The organism is Desulfosarcina sp., from assembly GCF_046496365.1.
Taxonomy (GTDB): domain Bacteria; phylum Desulfobacterota; class Desulfobacteria; order Desulfobacterales; family Desulfosarcinaceae; genus Desulfosarcina.
Genome location: NZ_JAWOHB010000144.1, coordinates 84,978 through 102,654 on the forward strand (window position 1 = coordinate 84,978; position 17,677 = coordinate 102,654).

Below are 17,677 nucleotides of genomic sequence, written 5' to 3' on the forward strand. Positions count from 1 at the left end.
GATGGCACAGCAAGCACAGTTCGATTTGGTGATCATCGGTTCCGGACCCGGCGGTTATGTGGCGGCCGTGCGTGCAGCCCAGCTCGGTCTGAAGACCGCCGTGGTGGAGAAAGCCTCCCGGCTGGGGGGTGTCTGCCTCAATGTGGGATGCATTCCCAGCAAGGCCTTGCTGGATTCTTCAGAGTACTATCACCTGGCCAGGGATCGTTTCGCCGAACATGGCATCAAGACGGGAAAAGTCACCCTGGACCTTCCCGCCATGCTGGCCCGCAAGGACAAGGTGGTGGAGGAACTCACCGAAAACGTGCGCAGGCTGCTGGAAGGCAACAAGATCGAAACCTTCCACGGTACGGCGACGGTCAAAGCACCGGGAACCGTCGAGGTGGAAACGGGCAAAAAGAGATCGACCACCCTGTCGGCCCGAAACATCCTGCTGGCGACCGGTTCCGAACCCATCGAGGTAAAGGGGCTGGAATTTGACGGCAAGCACATTGTCAGCTCCACCGAGGCGCTTTCATTTGACGCTGTTCCCAAACGCCTGGGTATTGTCGGCGGTGGATATATCGGCCTGGAACTGGGGTCGGTCTGGAACCGGCTGGGTTCCATGGTCACCGTCATCGAGATGCTGCCCAGAATTGCCGCTACCCTGGACGGCCAGGTGGGGCGGGCCCTGGACCGTATTCTGAAAAAGCAGGGCCTGGCATTCAAGCTGAACACCCGGGTGGTCGAGGCCAACGTCTCCCGCGGCAAGGTCAAGGCCGTTTTGGAAAATGATGGCAAAACCGAAAAGATGACCTTTGACCGCCTGCTGGTGTCCATCGGCCGGCGTCCCCTCACCCGGGACCTGGGCGTCGAGGCATTGAAGATCAAGACCGATCCGAAAACCGGACAGATCCTGGTGGACGAAGCCTACCGTACCAGCCTTGACGGCGTCTACGCCATCGGCGACCTGGTTCCCGGTCCCATGCTGGCCCACAAGGCTTCTGCCGAAGGGATTGCAGCCGTGGAGTGCATCGCCGGCCGCGCCGGCGAAGTCAACTACGACACCATCCCGTCGGTGGTCTACACCTGGCCTGAGGTGGCCAGCGTGGGCCTCACCGAGGAGCAGGTGCGCGAAAGAAAGATTCCCTACTGTGTGGGCAGTTTTCCCTTTTCCGGGGCGGGGCGGGCCCGCTGCATGGGCGAGACCGACGGTTTTGTCAAACTCATCTCCCACGGCAAGACCGACCGTATTTTGGGCGTCCACATCATCGGCCCCCGGGCGGCGGACATGATCGCCGAGTGCGTGCTGGCCCTTGAGTTCGGCGCCAGCTCGGAGGATATCGCCCGCACCATTCATGGCCACCCCACCTTTTCCGAAGCGCTGCAGGAGGCGGCCATGAATGTTCGTAATTGCTCAATTTATGCGTCTTGAGCGCCGGCTTCAAAAGGCCCCATTGTCGACCCATATCGGTGCTGAGCGTCCATTTCAAATTTTGACACAGCGCCGCTGCGCCTCTGGTTGAATGAAAAAGCAATTTTTAGGTTAGCTTTTGATTTGCCTCTTGATTCTTTTGCGTTTGATGTTAATTTCTCGCCGTGCTTGCAATCTAAAAGTTTACCTGTTTGGTGGTCCTGGATCATTCAAACATTCCGAGTCAGGATAATTCAATGAATAAGAAAGAGCTCGAATATTTTCGCAATTTGTTGCAGGAAGAGCTGGATGCATTGCTGGTAAAGGCAGGCATTGTGGTTGGCGAACTGATCGGCACAGCCTACACCAATGAATCCGACCCGCTGGATCGAGCCACTGAGGAGCAGGCCCGCAACAATCAACTGCGCATCCGGGACAGGGAGAGCCGGCTGATCGGCAAGATCAGGAAAAGCCTCCAGGCCATCGATGAGGGCACCTATGGCATCTGTGAAGCGTGTGAGGAGCCCATTGACATTGCCCGTTTAAAGGCCAGGCCGGTTACCAGCTACTGTATTACCTGCAAAACCAAACAGGAGGCGTTTGAGCGGGTCATCGGCAGTTAACGGTGAACATCCCTATGAGCATAAACGCCATCTTGTCCCATCCACGACTGAAGCTGCTGCTGGCCCTTTCCCGCACCCCCCACGGGGTCATCGACATCGCCACACCGGCACTGGCCGCGCTGCTGTGCCTGGGTCGCTTTCCATCACTCGCTGTGACGCTGCTGGGCCTGGTCACCGTCTTTGCAGGCTATACGGCCGTATATGCCCTCAACGACCTGGTTGACTACCGCACGGACAGCCACAAAGTCCGTGCCGGCGGATACGGTGACGGCGAGGATTATCTGGACGGTGTGCTGGTGCGCCACCCGCTGGCCAAGGGGGTCCTGACCCTGCCCGAGGGCATCCTGTGGACCGGAGGATGGGCATTGGTGGCCATGGTCGGGGCCTGGATGCTCAATCCGGTGTGCTTTTACATCTTCCTTGCCGGTGGCCTGCTGGAGGCAATCTACTGCCTGTTGTGGCGGGTGACGCCCCTGCGTGCGCTGATCAACGGTATCGTCAAATCCCTGGGCGCCGCAGCCGCCGTTTATGCCGTCAACCCGCAGCCGTCCATTGTTTATATCGTCGTCCTTTTCGGATGGATCTTTTTCTGGGAGATCGGTGGACAGAATATTCCCAATGATTGGACCGACATCGAGGAAGACCGCCGCTTCAAGGCCAAGACCATTCCCGTGAGACTGGGACTGGCGCGGGCCGGTATGCTGGCCCTGGTCTGTCTGCTGGCGGCCTTCTTCCTCACCTTTGTGCTGGTGTGGATCTCACCGCTCACCTTCGGTTTCGTTCACCTGCTGGCCCTGGCAGGGCTGGGCGTCTGGCTGTTGCTGCTGCCGGCCCTGCGTCTGGTGGACGCCGGCGGCCGCCAAGAGGCCATGCAGCTTTTCAACAAGGCCAGTTTCTTTCCCCTGAGTGTTTTTGTGGTGGTGCTGGTCCGTCTGCTTTTTTTCTAAGCGCCAAGTTCAAAACGCCCCATTTAAGCCGATATGGGCCGCAAGGTGCACGGTTGTTAACGTTTGACCCCCACATGCGCGACACTGATCCCGTTGGTCATGGATTTCCAGCCCAGGTGATCTAGTCCCACATCCGCCAGCATGGATGATAGTTCTTCGGGTAGAGGAAACATGCGGATGGTTTCGGGCAGGCAGGCATATGATTCGGATGAGCCGGCCAGCAACTGACCCAGGGCCGGCATGATGTTGAACGAGTAGAAATCGTACAGGCAGCGGAATACGGGGTTGATGGGCCTTGAAAATTCCAGGCACAGGAATCGTCCGCCGGGTTTGAGCACCCGGACCATTTCGGAAAAGCCCTGTTTCAGATGGGTGAGGTTGCGGATACCGAAACCCACCATGGTGCAGTCAAAGCTGTTATCTGGGAACGCCATGTGTTCTGCATCCCCCTGGACGTAGCCGATGTGGGACAAAGCCGGAAACGGATCGATTTTGTGGCGGCCGGCCTGGATCATGGCGTAGTTGATGTCATAGATCGTCACCTGACCCGTGGGGCCCGTGCGGTGGCCCGCCAGGATGGCCAGGTCGCCAGTACCACCGCATACATCCAGCACCCTGTCTCCGCGCTGAACGCCGAGCAGCCTTATGGCGGCCCGTTTCCACGCATGCTGAATGCCGAAACTGAGCAGTGAATTCATAAAATCGTATTTGGGGGCCACCCGGTTGAAGTGGATGCGGACTGCATCCACCTTCTTTTCCTCGTCGAATTCGCGGATACCGAAGCGGGCTTTGCCGGTGGCGCGAATATGATCGTCCAGCTGCTCCTGGCGCCTGGTATCGTCAAACCAGCGCGGGTTGTTCCAAAGGGCCATGGGTTTCCTTTTCATTTTTTAGGCTTTAAATGCATCAGATAATTCATGCGCGTGCTGCGGCTAAGGGCTGCGTATCCGCTAAAGGGAATGTATCGCAGGCCGGACAGATCCTCAACGGTCAAACCGGCTTCAGTTCCCCACTGTGCCAATTCTCCGGGTTTGACCAGCTTGGCGTATGCGTGGGTGCCTTTTCTGACGATGCCCATGACACGCTCGGCGGCAACGATCACCAAAAGCCATGCCAGCCAGGTTCGGTTAACCGTGGCAAAGAAAAGATCTCCCCCGGGTTTCACCAGGCGGGCGCAGGCATCGACGATGGATGCCGGTCGGGGCACGTGCTCGAGCAGCTCCATGCAGACCACCACGTCGAATTCGCCCGGGTTTGCATCGGCCAGCACTTCGGCCGTCGTCTGTCGGTAATCGATGCACAGTCCGTTTGTCAGCATGTGGATGCGGGCAACGGTCAGCGACGCGTCGGCCATGTCGATTCCGGTAACCTGCGCCCCGCATGAGGCCAGTGATTCGGACAGCAGGCCGCCGCCGCAGCCCACGTCCAAAACCTGTTTGCCGGTAAGATCGGTTCGATTGCGCACATAGGCCAATCGCACCGGGTTGATGTCGTGCAGGGCCTTGAACTCCCCGTTGCGGTCCCACCACACGGCGGCCATGGCCGCAAAACGGCTGATTTCACCTGCGTCGATGTTTTCCGATTGATTCATTGCCAGTTCAATTTTTTTCTGCGCGGGAGCGGCATCCTGCCGCGATTTTCACTGTACCACCGGGAAAGGGCCGCGGCGACGGCTTGGGTTCCCGTGACCGCATCCCCACGCTTGATGAGATAACAGATGGCAGCCCAGTGATCAAGGAGAAGGCAATGAAATGACCGACATGGCGTGAAGGTCATCGTGGTGACGCAGCAGTGGTTGCCACCCAAAACTTGAAAAGGTCTTGACCGCGAGCCATAAAATGGGTACCCCTGAGTTGTTCCATCCTTTTCGTTTTTCCGGTTTCTCATCACCCGATTCGATCGCAAATGCGCCATTAATTCCACCAGCGTTGTCCAATGCAGCCGGCGGCCTTTTGCAAACGTGTAGCAAAAATGAATAAAAATGAAGAGTTAAAGGTTTTTATTGTTTCGGAAGCGTCCTCGTGTGGTGAATGTGGTCAGAATTTAGGCCCCAATGCATGGATCATCCTGGCCGGAGAAAAAGGTCCCTTGTGCCTGGCATGTGCCGACTTTGATCATCTCGTCTTTCTGCCTTCAGGGGATGCCGCACTCACCCGGCGAGCCCGGAAATATGCCACATTGGCCGCCATCGTCCTGAAATGGACCCGTGCCCGGAAAAGGTACGAGCGACAGGGATTGCTTGTGGATGCGCCTGCGCTGGAGCGGGCCGAAGCGGATTGTCTGGCCGACAGCGAGGCCAGGCAAAGAAGCCGGGCCCGCGAAGCGCTCCGGCGGGAGCGCCTGGATCGTGAGTATACTGAGCGGTTTGCTCAGCGGGTGGGAGAACTTTTTCCCGGATGCCCCGCCGGGCGCGAGATGGTCATCGCCGAGCATGCCTGCCTCGCATGCAACGGCCGCATCGGGTGTACGGCCTGGGCCAGAAATTTCGATGAAGAAGCTGTGCGCCTGGCCGTCATTGCCCATCTGAGGCATACGGAGACACCCTACGACGATCTGTTGATGATGGGGCACGATCGCTGGTACGCGCGGGACATGGTGGCGGAAATGGTGGATCGGGTGGTGGCCCAATGGAAAGTGCCGACAACCCAATGCAGGTGATGGGGCCGCCTTGTGGGTCTAATCCATGATCAATCAGGTAGTTTCGGTTCGGCTTGACTTTGGCGGGATTCCCTTTATTATGATGGGTGAGTGCTCGCTCCCTGCCATCGACAAACCAACGCAACCCATCGAGGTAATGCCATGTTTTCCCACCTTGATCCCGTATTTCTGGCCCGCGCCCAGTTTGCCTTTACCGTAGCCTACCACATCACCTTTCCGGCCTTCACCATCGGCCTGGCCAGTTGGCTGGCCGTGGTTGAGTGGCGCTGGCTCAAGACCGGCAACCCCCTGTACGAGCAGATTTACCGCATGTGGGTCAAGATCTTCGCCGTGACCTTCGGCATGGGCGTAGTCACCGGTGTGGTGCTTTCCTATCAGTTCGGCACCAACTGGTCGGTGTTCTCCGACAAGGTTGGCAGCGTTCTGGGTCCGCTGCTGGGCTACGAAGTACTCACGGCCTTTTTTCTGGAGGCCTCATTTCTGGGCATCATGCTTTTCGGCTGGAACCGGGTGAGCCGCAAGATGCACTTTGCCGCCACGGTGATCGTGGCCGTGGGCACGCTGATTTCAGCCTTCTGGATCCTTTCGGCCAACAGCTGGATGCAGACGCCGGCCGGTTTTCGCGAGGGTGCCGACGGCCTGCTCTACCCGACCAACTGGATCCAGGTGATTTTCAACCCGTCCTTTCCCTACCGTTTCATCCATATGGTCACCGGGGCTTACCTGACCACTGCCTTCGTGGTCGGCGGCATCGGGGGGTATTACCTGTGGCGCGGTCTGCACGTCAAGCATGCCCGGATCATGCTGGGCATGGCCATGATCATGGCCATCTTTGTGGCCCCCATGCAGCTGTTGTTCGGGGATTTGCACGGGCTGAACACCTTCACGCACCAGCCGGTCAAAGTGGCGGCCATGGAAGGCATCTGGGAAACTGAGCGGGGTGCCGCGCTGCGGCTATTCGCATGGCCGGACCAGATCCAGGAACGCAACCGGTTTGAAATCTCCATCCCCAAACTGTCCAGTTTCATCCTCACACATGACTTCAACGGCGAAGTGAAAGGCCTCAAATCCTGGCCCCGGGGAGACCGCCCCCCCGTGGGCGTGGTCTTCTGGACCTTCCGGCTGATGGTGGGGCTGGGCATGTTGATGATCGCCACCGGTCTGATTGCGCTGGTGCTGCACTTCAAGAAACAGCTTTTTTCCACGCGCTGGTTTCACCTGTGGTGTGTGGCCATGACGCCGGCCGGCTTCGTGGCCGTGGTGGCCGGCTGGTTCGTTACCGAGGTGGGCCGGCAGCCGTTTATCGTGTTCAACGTATTGCGAACGGCGGAAACCATCTCCCCGGTGTCGGCTGGTCCTATCGCCATTTCCCTGACCGCGTTTGTCATCACCTACGGTCTGGTGTTTACCGCCGGTGCCTACTATATTCTCAAGCTCATCGGCAAGGGACCGGAATCTAATGAAGAAGACGCCTATGGAAGTCACGGGGTGAAGCAGCCACCCCTGGTCACGGATCTGGCTGCCGGAACAGGAGGGAAAGATGTTTAGTTTCGAAAGTTTTCTGGACCTTCCGCTGGTCTGGTACGCGCTGATCGGTACGGCGATCTTCCTTTATATCCTGCTGGATGGGTTCGATCTGGGTGTGGGCATCCTGTTTCCCTTTGCCCCCACCGACCAGTGCCGCGATCGCATGATGAACTCCATCGCACCCTTTTGGGACGGCAACGAAACCTGGCTGGTTCTGGGCGGCGGCGGTCTGTTTGCCGCCTTTCCCCTGGCCTACGCCATTCTCATGCCGGCTTTTTACATCCCCATCATCCTTATGCTGCTGGGCCTGATCTTCCGCGGGGTGGCTTTCGAGTTCCGCTTCAAGGCCACCGGCAAGTCACGGCGCATCTGGGACTACTCTTTTCACTTCGGCTCTCTGGCGGCCACCTTCATGCAGGGCATGGTGCTGGGGACCTTCGTTCACGGAGTCGCCGTCGACGGCCGCAACTTCGGCGGCGGTGCCTTCGACTGGTTGAATGCCTTCAGCGTCATGACCGGCGTCGCCCTGGTGACCGGCTATGCATTGCTGGGCGCCACCTGGACGATCATGAAAACCGAAGGCGACACCCAGGCGTGGGCCCGCAAGTGCGCCAGATACGTGATGTTATATGTGGCCCTGTTCATGGGGTTGGTCAGCCTGACCATGCCGCTGATGAACAGCGACATCAAAGCGCTGTGGTTCAGCCTGCCCAACTTCTACTTTCTGCAGCCCATGCCCATCCTGTCGGTGGTTTTTTTTGCAATGCTCTGGCGGGACCTGCGCGCCGAACGGGAATACCGACCCTTTTTTCTCACCCTGGGCATCTTTTTGATGAACTACATCGGCATTGGGATCAGCACCTGGCCCTGGCTGGTGCCTTTCCAGGTAACCCTGTGGGATGCGGCCGCCGCTCCTGAATCCCAGTCCCTGCTGCTTTTGGGAACGGTCTTCCTGCTGCCCTGCGTCCTGGCCTACACCGGATATTGCTTCTGGGTGTTCCGCGGAAAGGCCTCCCATGAACATGATCCGGCTTACTGAAAAACAGCGCCAGTGGCTGTGGTTCGCCAGTCTGTTTGTCGGCGGCATGGCCGCCATGCTGGTGCTGGCGGGGATGGTGCGGCTCATGCTGGGGATGAAGCTATAGGCGCCCCCGGCCTGGCGGCAGAAAGCGCAAGGCGTGCTGATCCTGATCCGGGGATTTGTCGCGTTGATGAGACAACAGGCCGACGATCGGTCACCGTTCGTGACGTCCGGCAAAACCAATCATTGGGTGGTGTGCATGCCCACAGCCGCTGAAAATCAGGTGCTGGCTCTGCTGGCCAAGGAGTGGGACTATACCGGACCACCGGGAATATTGGACATCAGTGCCGTTGTCGCCGCGCTTCCTTTGGCTCCAAGCGAGACACTGGCGGCAGTGAAGACGTTGTTTGCAAGGGGGCTGATCGATATGAATAAACTTCAGAGCAGCGCATTTCTCACTCCGGAGGGCTATGCCGCCGTCAAGGACAACGGTGAAACCCAAATGACACCCTGATTGCCATTTGACCCAGAGTTCTGACACGCTTCGATCGAACCCTTTCGATTTCCACGCATGCTGTTGCCAAACGGTCAAGCCACCTTCAGTTGCCGGCCTGACGCTTCCAAAACAAAGCCTCCTTTGCCTTGAGCGCTCTGCGGCGGTTTGGATCGAGGAACCACTTGTATATGTCCGCCTTCATGTCGACCGGACGGCCGAGGATTTTTTCTTCGATCAAGGCGAGCGCCTCGATGGACTTGTCGCACACGGGGTAGCCTTTTTCGTCAAGATGGATCGAAGGATCCATAGACACGCCTGAAATGTTGTTGATATCCACCAGACGAATCCCGCCGCTGGCGGTGATGATCAGATTCCCCGCTCCGGCCAGGTCGGGGATGTGTCCGGCCTCACTGATCATCAGCTTTACTTTGGTGATGAACCGGGAGCCCTTTTCTCTAACTGTTTCGATCCAGTTGTCTTTTGACAGGGTCAATGGACTGTCTTGGCAACCAAAGGTCTCGTACAGCGCCGGCAGCAGGTCGGCCGCGCCGAGAATGGTCCAGGGATCCAATATCTCACCCGCGACGTATTCCTGGAATCCACACAGCATCAGGTCACGGCCTTCAGGCCCCCGGTAATCAACGATGCATTCAGTGGAGCGGGCCATGAAATCGGGTGCCAGGTAGCGTTCGACGATTTTAACCCGGCCGATTTCGAAAAGCGCGTTTTCGAGGGTTTTCAGACGGCCTCTGAAAATGCGAAACATCCTGTGCGGCGTGGCTTTGGAGAAGCATCTCACACCGGCGACCATTTTCCCGGTCTTTTCAACTTCCACGTGGGTTGGATCCAGAATCTCCATGATGTGCGAGCGAAGTCCCTGCCTGAAATGCCTCCTGAACACATATGGTGTGGATGAACGGACGAAGTTCAGTGCGGTGACATCCGCATGGCTGATCGTTGATCGGTTCCTTATGTCTGCGGGCATCGCCATCTTTCTGTTCGGTATGCAGGAACCGCCGATCCAGAATCGCTCCCGGAATTGAATTTGGTGTGTCGCTTGGACGAATTGAGAGATCCAAATCGTATCAGCCATGCTGAATTGGAAAATTGCGTTGAAGATGCAGTGGTCGGTCGGTACGCAGGTCGGTTGAAAATTGTCGATCCGGCAAACTGAGTCCCTTTTTACGGGGTTGCCGGTGAATAAAAGCGCCGCGGGTCGATTGATGCCCACGGCGCTTTCTCAAATTAGAGCTTTTCTGGTTTGCACAGATTCTTGTCGCTCACTGCGCTTCTGCCACAGTTTTTACAAAAGTGCGCTGCGGGCTGAATCAGTTTCTTAAATGCCCGGGTATCGGATTCGATAAAGCCCTCCTCCTGGAGGGCGCAAAGGGTTTTTTCAGCTGTATCACTCATCGTTTATTCCTTTCCGCCAATATAAGCAGTTTCTGATGATAAATTATCGTTTTGCCCCACCTGCCTCCGGATAAAGTAACAAGGCATCGCCGTTTGTCCAGCGACCTCAGGCGGCAGGTGCCGCGTTACATGCCTGAGAATAACTCATTGAAAAAAAATGTCATGTGCTGCCATGATCGTCGGTCTGCCGCCGGACTGTAGGCCAAGGCCGCCATACCCCGTTTGTCCGCATCGGGGTTGGTGAAACTGTGGCGGGTGCCGCCATAGGCGATGAGCTGCCAGTCGATTGATGAGGCGTTCATGGCATTGACATAGGCGGTCATGGCTTCGGGTGTGTTCATGGGGTCCGTGGCGCCGTGGCCGATCAGGATTTTCGCCCGGGTCATTTTGGCCTGCTCTATGGAAGGCGGAATCAGGGAGCCGTGAAAACTGACCACCCCTTTCAGGTCAGCGCCGCCATAAGCCAGCACCTGAACCGTGGCGCCGCCGAAGCAGTAACCGATGGCCGCCAATCGAGCTGTATCCACCTGCGGCTGTTTTGTTAAAACATCAAGTCCCGCTGTGGCCCGCTTCAACCACTGATCCATGCTGGCGTTGACAGTTTTCATCCATGCGGCGGCCTGGTCGGGGTGCTCGGTGGATTTGCCCCTGCCGTACATGTCCACGGCAAAGGCCACGTATCCCATCCGGGCCAGTTGCTCCGCGCGGGAGCGGATATATTCGTTGAGTCCCCACCATTCGTGAACCACTAAAATTCCTGGCACCTTGCCGGAAACGGCATCATCATGGGCAAGAAAACCTTCAAGGGATACGCCGTCGTGTGTGTAGGGTATTGACTGAGAGACCACCTTGGCCAAGGCGGTTCCGGTCGATAAAATAGAGATGAGTATAATCAAAAAAAGCGTTTTTTTCATAAAGACTCCTTTCAGCCGGTCAAAAAGCAATCAACAGGCTTAATGAGAGGTCGACGCTTTTGACTCGATCGGGTTAATCCGCAGCGTTAATGACCATTTTCCCGCTGATCGGTTTATGGCTTTTCACTAAGTTGCCGGCGGGTTGTCACCGCCTTGATCTTAGGGCGCCTGGGTTGGTGTAATCAACACATCGATTCGGCGGTTCATGGCACGGCCTTCGGTTGTCGTGTTGGGGGCCAGCGGCCGGTCCGGTCCATAGCCGGTGGCCCGGATGCGATTGGCCGGCAGCGTCTTGTTGGCTACCAGGTAGGTTTTGACCGCCTCGGCCCGTTTCTGGGACAATTCCTGGTTCATCTGGGCTGAACCGGTGCTGTCGGTATGCCCTTCGATGATCACGCGCGGCTGCCCGAATGTTCCGATGGCCTGCTGCACCTTGCTCAGCAGGGTGTAGTTGTCCGGACTCAGGGTCGCCTGGCCCACCGGGAATTGAATGCCGCGCATGCGGATAACCAGCTGATTGCCCTGTTTATAGACCTCGGCTTCGTCGGGTCGAAAAAAACGTTGAACCGTATCGAACTGCTCGTTGAATTCCCGTTCGGCGGCCAGTTTCTGCTTGGTCGCTTCCTGCTCGCGCGAATAGCCCCTCAGTCCGCTGAGTTGCTGCTCCAGGTTGGCCAGTTGGGCCTGGTAGGTCTGATTGGTCTTTTCCAGGGTCTGGTTTTTTTGCTGCATGGCTTCAACCGATGCGCTCAATGTGCTGACCTGAGCATCAACGGTCCGGTCCCGCAAATCGCCGGCGTCCATGCTTTCGCCCAGGCGGTCCAGCAGGTCCTCCACGTAGAGGGCTGACGCCTCCGGTGTCATGTCCTGAAACATGTCGGCGGAGGCATTGATCGCCATCATGCGCCGGGCCATGAATTCCGCATGGGCGGCTTTCTGGCTGATCGTTTCGGCCGCATAGGGGTTCTGCCCGATATAGGCGTCGGCGTCATTCAGGGCCTGAAGGGCATCGTTATAAGCGCTAGGGGCGATCTTGGCGACCTTGGCTGTTTCGGCTTGGGCCATCATGTTGCGCGCCTTGCCGATGGCACTGTCTTTGATGGCCATGATCTCCACATCCCGGAAGGCGGACTGGACTTCAGCCGCATTTTTCTGAGCATAGCTCAGATTGTCATTTTCAATGGCCTTGGTGAGCTGCAGATATTGGCTTTCCACCACCCTATAGGGTTCGCCGAGTTTATCAGCACCCACCTTGAGGGCCATATCTCTGGCTTTATTTGTTTCACTGAGAACGGTTCGGGATATTTGAGCCATCTCTTCGGCTTTCTTCAAACTGGCGTTCCCAGCGGCGACATACTCGTTGATCGTGGAAAGTTTGGCACCCCTGTCCAGGGCCTGGGTGGCATTCATGAATGCGGATTGGGCGTCGTTGAACAGGCCCGGCGCCAGGACGTCCACCTGGTTGGACCGGGCCGTGGCCAGAGCGGCTTCCAATTGCCTGACTATTTGCCCGGGATTGCTATTGGTCACACTTTCGGGTGTCGTCGTCGCACAGGCGCTGACCACTGCCAGAACCAGTGCCGATAAAAAACAACAGATTGATTTGTTCATCTTTTGCTCCTTCCGGCTGATTATTGATATCATGGAACGCACCGATGGGATCCGGTTATGGGGACCTGTGCTTCTGCCAATCAAGGCAGCCGAGCCGATCACATCCAAGATTGGGTGCTGCTCAACCGGCCAATGGCCTGAGTCATTCCAATTGACCGGTCACCCTGAAGATGACCGCCAGGTGGTGGCTGGGCAGGCCATAGCGGTCCAGGGGCAGCATGACCGTATGGGTGTTGCGCATGTGTTGTGGAAAGGCGATTGTGACCGGTACTTCTCCCACGATGGCGCCCTCTCCGTCGCAGCGGTGGCACGCGTAGAACCCGATGGCCCCGTATCCGTTGCAAAGGGGACAGCGGGCCCGGGCCCGGACCACGATGGTGGCATTCCCGCCGTGACTGGCCTGGATTCGGCTGATCGGCACCTCCAGGGTCAGGGTTCTCGGACTGCCTGATCTCGGAGGCGCCAGGCTGGAAACGTTGTTCCAGAACCAGTCGAAAATGCCGGCACCGAATGGCGCAGGTGCGCCTGAGCCTTCCATGGGTGAGATGTCACCCAAAGGGGTCGGTTTTTCTTCCGGAATCAGCGGCTCAGGTTGTGGGCGCCCTCCCGATGCAGGATAATTGCGCAATGATGAACGACTGATCTGACTTTCGTATTGGCGTCTTTTTTCGACGTTGCCCAGCACGTTGTAGGCTTCCTGAATCTGCCTGAAGCTGTCACTGCTCCCGGAGTAACGATCCGGATGATAGGCTTTGGCAAGGCGTCGGTACGCAGCTCGAATCTCCTCGGTAGTGGCCATGGATGAAATTCCCAACAAGGCATAGTAGCTTTTGGCCATGTCTGCCCTCCTGATTGTCTGATCATTTGAAGCACCAATCAATCAAATAAACGGCAACCAGTCGAATACCATTATTGAAAAAATTTATTACAAAAAAGTAATGACTATAAAAACGCTGTCAATGGGGTGCTTGATTTTTTTAACCGCCATGGCGCGCAAAATGGCGGTTATAACCAGGTCCGCAGCCAATCGGCGCGTGTTCGTCACCACGGCTTCAACGGTGTCGGTGCCTTCGATGGCCGGCATCATCTCGTCGAGATAACGCACATGAGCGGCTTTACATTCGCTCTTTTCTTTGGTTTGTCAGTGCAAACTGATGCAGAATTCAAAAGTGGTGGCCATCAATCCCGACGGACAAGCAACAAGGTGTTGCCGATGACAGTCAGACTGGAGAGCAGCATGGCCGTCGCAGCTACCAGGGGGGTCAGCATTCCGTTCATGGCGACAGGGATGCTGATCAGGTTGTAGATCCAGGCACACCAGATATTCTGGCTGACTTTGCGGTGGACTTGCCGGGACAAGCTGAAAAAATCCAGCAGTTGGCAGGGGTCTCCGCGCATGAGGGTGATGTGGGCGGCTTGCCTGGCCAGCCCCTGCCCGGAATGAACGCCCACCGCCAGATGGGACCGGGCCATGGCTGCCGCATCGTTGATGCCGTCCCCCACCATGGCCACCTGCCGTCCTTGTTCTTTCAGCGTATCGATATAGGTTGCCTTGTCTGACGGGGACAAGCTGCCCCTGGCTTGGGTCAAACCAATGGCGCGGGCCACTTCACGGGTGGCGGCGTCGCCATCCCCAGAGACCAGGTGAATATCCCGTGAAGTCCGTTTCAGCGCTGCCACCATCGATGGTACTGTCGGTCGGATCGCATCACCGAAGATCAGGGTTGCCGCCGGAAGGCTGTCGATGCCGAGATAGACGCGGGAGGTCAAGGTCCTTTCGGATTCCACCGTGACGCCTTCAGGGGGCGGCACCGCACCCCAGGCGAATTCCCGGTTGCCGATGCGCACGATCTTGTCCGCCAACCGTCCCTGAACCCCATCCGGATGAACGCTGATCTCCGCTGCCAAGGCCGGCGCGATGCCCTCAACGTGGGTATAGGCGTTGATGGAACGGGCGATTTCGTGATCCGAGGACTGTTCCAGACCGGCGGCCCAGGCGGCGATAGTCGCAGGATCGTGTCCAGGTTGGCATTCGATATGATTCAGCTTCCAGCGACCGTGGGTCAGTGTCCCGGTTTTATCGAAAACGACGGTGTCAATGCCGCCGGCCCGTTCGAAGGATTCGATTTCTCGAACCAGAATGCCACGGCGGCCGGCCAGGGAGATGCCCGCCAGGCGGGCCATGGGAACGGCCACACCGAGCGCACACGGGCATGAGATGACCAACACGGTCACCGCCCGCACCACAGCCTGGTTCATGGTCAAACCGGCCATGGCCCAGAACAGTCCCGTCCCTCCGGCGAGGGTGATGATAACGGGGACGAACCACCTGAGCATTCGATCCGTTTGGGTCTCGAACGGGCTCTTCTGTTCCAGGCTGCGGGCCATTATGGCGATCATCTGTCCCAGAACTGAATTTTCGCCTATTTTTTCGGCCCTCGCAATGACCCTGCCATGGATCATCCGGGTGCCGCTTTTGATGGAATCGCCGATTTTGACAGGGACTGCTCTGGGCTCACCGGTCAGCGAGGATTCGTCGAGTGCAGCAGTTCCGGATTCTACGCGGCCGTCCGCCGGTACAATTTCATCGGCTTCAACGGCAAAACGGTCCCCCGGTTCAAGGTGCGCGATGGCGACATACCTTCCCGTTGGCCAGGCCTCGGTGATCAGGCGCACCTTGGCCGGCTGAAGGGCGAAGAAACTGTCCAGATCCTGGCGGACGCGGCCTTTGGCCTGCTGTTCCAGGACCTTGCCCAACAGCACCAGGGTGACCAGCATGCAGGCGGTGTCAAAGTATAGATGGATGCTGCCTGTCAGCCAGTTGTAGAGGCTGTAAACAAAGGCACATCCGGCGCCCATGCCCACCAGGGTTTCCATTCCCGGTGCCCGGTGGATCAGTCCGAACCAGGCTTTGCGCAACATGGGACCGCCACCATAGACGAAAACCACTGCCGCCATGGCCACGATGGGAAGGGAGATCTTTGATACGGCGTCGCTGTCAAGGGTGGTGAAAAAGCCAGCGTAAAGCGCCCAGGAAAGCATCATGACATTGGCGGAAAGCAGGGCGGTGATCGCCAGCCGGATCAGTTCCCGCCGCTGGACCTGCTGCCCGGTAGTTCCGGCATCGTTATCCCGGATGCCGTAGCCTAAGCGTGTGACGGACTCCCGGATCTGGTCGGGTGCCACGCGGTCGGGACGATAGCGGCAGCGCATGCGGTCCGTGGAAAAATGGCAGGCCACCGTCTGCACCCCGGGCAACCGGGACACCGCCTTCTCGATCACCCAGGCGCAGGCGGTGCACCACATACCGTCGACCATCAGGTCCAAGGCCAGGGTGCCTGACCGATCCGACGCCGCTTTTTCACCTCCAACTGGATTGGCAAAGGTCTGTGTCACCTGCTTTTCCCGCTCACGAATGCGGCGAAGATCGTCCTCACTGGCGGGGATCACCCCGGCGGCCACACACTGCCGGTATAAATCGGTTTCCCTGAACCGGGTTGGATTGTCAACCGCGGCCGATTCCAGCAGCATGGTGTAGACCATCCGGCAGCCGTGACAGCAGAACCGCAACGGTTGATCGTTGGCGGAATGGGAAACGGTGCCGTGGCGCAGTGTAAGGCCGCAAAGATGGCAGACGGATTCATTCATGCGGACAGACCGGTGAACCGGAAGGGGAAAATCGGGTGGTCGTTTTCTGTCGCCGGGTCAGTTTCTCACGCCCAGGCTTTTGACGAAAGCGATGGCGTTCCATCGGTCGTCCACCTCAATGGTGGTGGCCAGGGGCGGCTGCCGGCCGCCGGCAATACCGTAGCTGATCTCCTTGAACAGCAGACCTGGGTGCATGGACTGGACCCGCGTGCTGCGCAGATCGCCGGGTGGCGGGGCAAAACTCTGGCCCACGGTGCCGTAGCCGTCAAAATATTTGCCGTGGCAGTGAATGCAGTAATACTGGTAGGTGGTTTTGCCGGCGGTGACCGCTGACGGATCGCTCAGCGAAAAAGGGGGGGTGATCTCCTCGTCGGTGGCGATCCGGTAAAGCGCTTCACCGCCGCTGTATGGGACACTTCCCGCAGCCATGACCGGAATGGGGTTTTCGTGGGGCTTGATGACCGGGGTTTGCCACATGCGCCCCACCTGCAGGATGTTGTCGTAACCGGTGATTGCGCCCCAGGCCACCAGGGCTATCGCTGAAACAATCAGGCCGACGGATAGTATGCGAACCATTTATTCTCCTCCGGCCCCTCTGACGTGCTGCGGGTTGGGCAGCCGCTGGTAAACGGCATAGGGGGACTCGGCCGGTACATCTTTTACCGGGCGGTAGGCCCAAGTGGGCTGACCCATATCCGAGACCACATAAAAAGCCAGAAATCCTTTAAACAGGATGATGCCCAACATGATGCCAAGCCATGTCCAGGTCCTGAACGGGGATTCGTGATGGTGTTCGTCGTTCATGTCAGATTTTCACTCCCAATACACCGTGCATGACAATGTAAAAAAAACCCCAGATTAAAGTCCCGGCGATGATGAGCATCATTACCAGGGGGTAGGGTGCATTGCGTTCCTCGAGGCCCTCTGCATAGCTGCCGGTGATGTTTTTTTTACATGCTTCGCTGTCCTCGCCATGCAGATGGGTAAACGCCAGACCCACACCGAAGATCACCATGAAGACCAAGGTGGGAAACAGCCAGGCCATGGTGTGCTGGAAATTCAACAATTCGAAAAATCGCATGAGTGGTACCTCTTATTTGCTGAAATAAAGGGCGAAAGCCAACACCGCCGCCGTGGCGCCCAATCCCGCCGCTGCCAGGAAGAAGAGTCCGTATATTTCGATTCGATTGAACCGGCTGGCTTTTACCGGGACTTTATCGGCATCGTCCCGCAGGGGCAGAAAACGTGCCCTCTGCTGATCGGTGAACTGGCCGGTTCGAAAGGCCCAATAAAATACCACCAGGCTGAGGACCAGACCAATGCCGATGTAGGCGATGAAGTAAGGGTAGTACATAGATGGTAATGTCAACGTTCCAATGACAAATGTCAACCAAAGGTTGAAGTCGATTTTATTGTTGTCTGCATG

22 protein-coding genes are annotated in these 17,677 nt (G+C 57.6%); 8 read left to right on the top strand and 14 right to left on the bottom strand.

Annotated features, from left to right (window positions below; genetic code table 11):
• The first annotated feature begins 1 nt into the window (after position 1).
• On the top strand, positions 2-1,414 hold the full coding sequence (gene lpdA, locus R6V78_RS14195) for a dihydrolipoyl dehydrogenase (protein WP_410290026.1): 1,413 nt from the start codon (positions 2-4) through the stop codon (positions 1,412-1,414).
• Here the strand turns inward: lpdA and R6V78_RS14200 are convergent.
• On the bottom strand, positions 1,402-1,623 hold the full coding sequence (locus R6V78_RS14200; RefSeq protein ID WP_410290027.1) for a hypothetical protein: 222 nt from the start codon (positions 1,621-1,623) through the stop codon (positions 1,402-1,404). The two genes, lpdA and R6V78_RS14200, sit on opposite strands and share 13 nt — an antisense overlap.
• Positions 1,624-1,650: 27 nt before the next feature.
• Here R6V78_RS14200 and dksA point away from each other — a divergent pair, with 27 nt between their 5' ends.
• The gene (gene dksA, locus R6V78_RS14205; RefSeq protein ID WP_410290028.1) at positions 1,651-2,016 is read left to right on the top strand and encodes an RNA polymerase-binding protein DksA; all 366 of its coding nucleotides are present in this window, start codon (positions 1,651-1,653) and stop codon (positions 2,014-2,016) included.
• 14 nt (positions 2,017-2,030) lie between these two features.
• Entirely contained in the window at positions 2,031-2,963 is a 933-nt protein-coding gene (locus R6V78_RS14210; RefSeq protein ID WP_410290029.1) for a UbiA family prenyltransferase, read from the top strand.
• Between the two features lie 56 nt (positions 2,964-3,019).
• Here R6V78_RS14210 and R6V78_RS14215 read toward each other — a convergent pair whose 3' ends face one another.
• Together R6V78_RS14215 and ubiG are read right to left on the bottom strand one after the other, a co-directional pair.
• The gene (locus tag R6V78_RS14215; protein WP_410290030.1) at positions 3,020-3,835 is read right to left on the bottom strand and encodes a class I SAM-dependent methyltransferase; all 816 of its coding nucleotides are present in this window, start codon (positions 3,833-3,835) and stop codon (positions 3,020-3,022) included.
• Between the two features lie 11 nt (positions 3,836-3,846).
• On the bottom strand, positions 3,847-4,554 hold the full coding sequence (gene ubiG, locus R6V78_RS14220) for a bifunctional 2-polyprenyl-6-hydroxyphenol methylase/3-demethylubiquinol 3-O-methyltransferase UbiG (protein WP_410290031.1): 708 nt from the start codon (positions 4,552-4,554) through the stop codon (positions 3,847-3,849).
• A 380-nt stretch (positions 4,555-4,934) separates the two neighbouring features.
• On the opposite strand from ubiG, the gene R6V78_RS14225 reads away from it, so the two are divergent.
• The 5 genes from R6V78_RS14225 (at position 4,935) to R6V78_RS14245 (ending at position 8,683) form a co-directional block, all read left to right on the top strand.
• The gene (locus R6V78_RS14225; RefSeq protein WP_410290032.1) at positions 4,935-5,621 is read left to right on the top strand and encodes a DUF2293 domain-containing protein; all 687 of its coding nucleotides are present in this window, start codon (positions 4,935-4,937) and stop codon (positions 5,619-5,621) included.
• A gap of 141 nt (positions 5,622-5,762) precedes the next feature.
• Positions 5,763-7,169, top strand: a complete 1,407-nt coding sequence (locus R6V78_RS14230) for a cytochrome ubiquinol oxidase subunit I (RefSeq protein ID WP_410290033.1) — start codon at positions 5,763-5,765, stop codon at positions 7,167-7,169.
• Positions 7,162-8,187, top strand: a complete 1,026-nt coding sequence (gene cydB, locus R6V78_RS14235) for a cytochrome d ubiquinol oxidase subunit II (protein ID WP_410290034.1) — start codon at positions 7,162-7,164, stop codon at positions 8,185-8,187. Before R6V78_RS14230 ends, cydB begins: the two co-directional genes overlap by 8 nt.
• Positions 8,165-8,293, top strand: coding sequence for a hypothetical protein (locus R6V78_RS14240; protein ID WP_410290035.1), 129 nt, complete (start codon positions 8,165-8,167; stop codon positions 8,291-8,293). The genes cydB and R6V78_RS14240 overlap by 23 nt, the downstream gene beginning before the upstream one ends.
• Positions 8,294-8,326: 33 nt before the next feature.
• Positions 8,327-8,683 carry a hypothetical protein gene (locus R6V78_RS14245; RefSeq protein WP_410290036.1) on the top strand — a complete coding sequence of 119 codons (357 nt, stop codon included), beginning with the start codon at positions 8,327-8,329 and terminating at the stop codon, positions 8,681-8,683.
• Between the two features lie 85 nt (positions 8,684-8,768).
• Here R6V78_RS14245 and R6V78_RS14250 read toward each other — a convergent pair whose 3' ends face one another.
• From R6V78_RS14250 to R6V78_RS14300, 11 genes are all read right to left on the bottom strand, one after another.
• The gene (locus tag R6V78_RS14250) at positions 8,769-9,650 is read right to left on the bottom strand and encodes a hypothetical protein (protein WP_410290037.1); all 882 of its coding nucleotides are present in this window, start codon (positions 9,648-9,650) and stop codon (positions 8,769-8,771) included.
• A gap of 260 nt (positions 9,651-9,910) precedes the next feature.
• Entirely contained in the window at positions 9,911-10,078 is a 168-nt protein-coding gene (locus R6V78_RS14255; RefSeq protein ID WP_410290038.1) for a hypothetical protein, read from the bottom strand.
• Positions 10,079-10,203: 125 nt separating this feature from the next.
• Entirely contained in the window at positions 10,204-10,992 is a 789-nt protein-coding gene (locus tag R6V78_RS14260; RefSeq protein WP_410290039.1) for a dienelactone hydrolase family protein, read from the bottom strand.
• A gap of 159 nt (positions 10,993-11,151) precedes the next feature.
• Complete coding sequence (locus R6V78_RS14265) at positions 11,152-12,603, bottom strand: OmpA family protein (RefSeq protein ID WP_410290040.1); 1,452 nt, start codon at positions 12,601-12,603, stop codon at positions 11,152-11,154.
• Between the two features lie 142 nt (positions 12,604-12,745).
• Entirely contained in the window at positions 12,746-13,441 is a 696-nt protein-coding gene (locus tag R6V78_RS14270; RefSeq protein ID WP_410290041.1) for a DnaJ domain-containing protein, read from the bottom strand.
• A gap of 87 nt (positions 13,442-13,528) precedes the next feature.
• Positions 13,529-13,708, bottom strand: a complete 180-nt coding sequence (locus tag R6V78_RS14275; RefSeq protein ID WP_410290042.1) for a hypothetical protein — start codon at positions 13,706-13,708, stop codon at positions 13,529-13,531.
• Between the two features lie 74 nt (positions 13,709-13,782).
• Positions 13,783-16,251 carry a heavy metal translocating P-type ATPase gene (locus R6V78_RS14280; RefSeq protein ID WP_410290043.1) on the bottom strand — a complete coding sequence of 823 codons (2,469 nt, stop codon included), beginning with the start codon at positions 16,249-16,251 and terminating at the stop codon, positions 13,783-13,785.
• 57 nt (positions 16,252-16,308) lie between these two features.
• Positions 16,309-16,827, bottom strand: coding sequence for a c-type cytochrome (locus R6V78_RS14285; RefSeq protein ID WP_410290044.1), 519 nt, complete (start codon positions 16,825-16,827; stop codon positions 16,309-16,311).
• The gene (locus tag R6V78_RS14290; RefSeq protein ID WP_410290045.1) at positions 16,828-17,055 is read right to left on the bottom strand and encodes a hypothetical protein; all 228 of its coding nucleotides are present in this window, start codon (positions 17,053-17,055) and stop codon (positions 16,828-16,830) included.
• A 1-nt stretch (position 17,056) separates the two neighbouring features.
• Entirely contained in the window at positions 17,057-17,332 is a 276-nt protein-coding gene (locus R6V78_RS14295) for a hypothetical protein (protein ID WP_410290046.1), read from the bottom strand.
• A gap of 12 nt (positions 17,333-17,344) precedes the next feature.
• The gene (locus R6V78_RS14300; protein ID WP_410290047.1) at positions 17,345-17,605 is read right to left on the bottom strand and encodes a hypothetical protein; all 261 of its coding nucleotides are present in this window, start codon (positions 17,603-17,605) and stop codon (positions 17,345-17,347) included.
• Positions 17,606-17,677: the final 72 nt, after the last annotated feature.